The organism is Wolbachia endosymbiont of Pentalonia nigronervosa (genome assembly GCF_014534705.1).
Lineage (GTDB): Bacteria > Pseudomonadota > Alphaproteobacteria > Rickettsiales > Anaplasmataceae > Wolbachia.
Map to the genome: position 1 here is coordinate 1 of NZ_JACVWV010000122.1, position 2,366 is coordinate 2,366.

A 2,366-nucleotide genomic window follows, 5' to 3' on the forward strand; every position below is an offset into this window, starting at 1 on the left:
TGCTACTTTTTGTGCTTATATTATAAAAATGGGAATCTTCTTTTGGTTTCCTATAATTTTAAAGGATAAATTACAAATTTCTCTTGTACAATCCTCACTAATAACAGGTGTATATGACTTGGGTGGAATCCTTGGAACTTTAATCACAGGAAGAATTAGTGATATATACTTCTTTCAAAATAGAAGCTTGCTAGCGTTACTTTACATGCTGGGTATAACATTCACTTTTATTGCAATGAACTTTGGTCAAAATATAATTCTTATGAACCTTGGCGCAATCTTATCAGGATTTTTTATATTTGGAGTACAAGTATTGACAGGTGTTATAGCTGTAAACATTGCTTCACAAAATAATGTATGTGCAATTGTAAGCTTAACAGGATTATTTGGGTATATTGCAAGTGCAATATTTTCATGCGTGCTCTTAGGAGTGCTTGTTACGCACTGTGGTAATAGTATTATGTTTTCGTTTTTTTCCATCTGCTCTGTTATTGCACTCGTTTGCTTTTCCATATTATCAAGCAGGGATCCTAAAAAACCAAATAAAGTGGTGTAGGAAACATTTCTCAGCACTAAACTTTGTAGATAGATTTTTTACCCAGGGAATAAATGTTGTAACCATATTCTAGTAACAATTCACTATCTAACAAGTTACGAAAGTCAAAGATATTAGGTGTAGCCATAACATTCTTTAAAATTACAAAATCCTGATTTTTAAATTCTTTCCACTCCGTTAATAATAATAAGGCTTCTGCGCCCCTTGCAGCTCCTATAGCGCTGTCCGCATACTCTATATTCTTTAGAACTTGCCTAGCATTATCGATCCCTACCGGGTCATATGCAGTAATTTTAGCCTTATTATTTACTAACAACTTTGCAACATCTATAGCTGGGCTATTTCTCACATCATCGGTACCAGACTTAAAAGTTAGCCCCCATATCGCTATTTTTTTATTTTGGACTCCATCCAATACATATTCTACCTTCTTAGCAATGTTTGTTATATGATTATAGTTAGATTCCTTAACTGAACTTAAAATTTGTAGCTTGACATTGTGATTTTCAGCAAGCTTTATTAAAGCTGACAAATCTTTAGGAAAACAAGATCCTCCAAACCCTGGACCAGCCTTTAGAAATTCCCTGCCTATTCTATGGTCCATCCCCATGCTGTTAGCTAAAAGGTCAATATCTGCTCCTAATACCTCACATAAACCTGCCATCTCATTGATAAAAGCGATCTTTGTTGCTAGAAAAGCATTAGAAGCATATTTAATTACTTCGGCAGTAGCTGTATCAGTAACTACTAGTGGAATATTCTTGTCTGTAAATGATCTATATATAGCTTCTAGTTTTGCTCTAGCTTGCTTAGTTTTTACTCCTATTATTATTCTATCTGGATATAAAAAATCTGATACTGCAGAGCCTTGCTTGAGGAATTCTGGATTAACTCCCAAATCAAGGTTATAACCTTCATTGAGTAAGTAGTTGTGTATGTTTTCTGTAGTACCAGGAGGAACAGTTGATTTTATAACTATTAAGCAGTCTTGATTAACTCTTTTAGAAATTTCATTTACTGATCTATACACGTTCTGTAAATCTGCACTCCCTAAGGAGCCTGATGGAGTATCTACAGTTACAAATACTACTTCCGTATTAGGATTTATCTGGGAATATGAGTCAAAGAACCTTATCCTTTGTAACTTTATATTATCCTCTAAATAGTTTGCTAATTCAGGCTCATATATAGGAACTTTTCCTGACTTCAATAACTCAATCTTTCTAGTATTTATGTCAATACAATCAACGTTATGGCCTTGTTCTGATAACATTGTACCAGATACTAAACCTACATACCCTACTCCTGTAATAGTTATATACATTTTATTATCATCCTAAAAATATCTCAATGTAGCTCAATTGTTTTAGTATCTCAAGAAGATACCATATTAATAATTAGAGTCATAAACTTTTGTTGCTAGATTATTTTTCTTAATTACTTTGAACAAGTAACTGCTAGCAACCATAATAGACAAAAGATCACCAGCCATTTTCCTTGTGAAGTTGTCTTATTTCATCTACTGAAAGGCCCGTAATTTCAGCTATAATATCAATAGAGACACCAGCCTTAAGTGAATTTTTAGCTACTTCTATATCCCTTTCCTTTCGACCTTCTTTTTTGCCTTTTTCATGGCCGATGAGAATGCCTCTTTCTTCGCCAACCCTAACACCATCATCAAATTTTTGGGCGAAAGCAGCTATCTCATCCATTAGACGTTTTTTTCTTTGCTCATATGCTAGTAACTCTTCTTTTGACCAATTAAATTTATTCATCTCTTCATAAGCTCGTTTTATTATTACGTCACTAC

At 33.6% G+C, this 2,366-nt stretch carries 2 protein-coding genes and 1 pseudogene; 1 reads left to right on the forward strand and 2 read right to left on the reverse strand.

The window, feature by feature from the left end; translation table 11 throughout:
- On the forward strand, nt 1-556 hold a 556-nt coding region (locus IC220_RS07080; protein WP_188153738.1), incomplete at its 5' end, for an MFS transporter.
- A gap of 16 nt (nt 557-572) precedes the next feature.
- Here the strand turns inward: IC220_RS07080 and IC220_RS07085 are convergent.
- Both IC220_RS07085 and IC220_RS07090 read right to left on the reverse strand, forming a co-directional pair.
- The gene (locus tag IC220_RS07085; protein ID WP_188153739.1) at nt 573-1,880 is read right to left on the reverse strand and encodes a UDP-glucose dehydrogenase family protein; all 1,308 of its coding nucleotides are present in this window, start codon (nt 1,878-1,880) and stop codon (nt 573-575) included.
- 157 nt (nt 1,881-2,037) lie between these two features.
- Nucleotides 2,038-2,366: pseudogene (locus IC220_RS07090) on the reverse strand (Rpn family recombination-promoting nuclease/putative transposase); the annotation flags it as partial.

What these genes read in the sequence shown, in the direction of transcription:
- IC220_RS07085 (WP_188153739.1), bottom strand. Translation starts at nt 1,880, where the DNA reads ATGTATATAACTATTACAGGAGTAGGGTATGTAGGTTTAGTATCTGGT.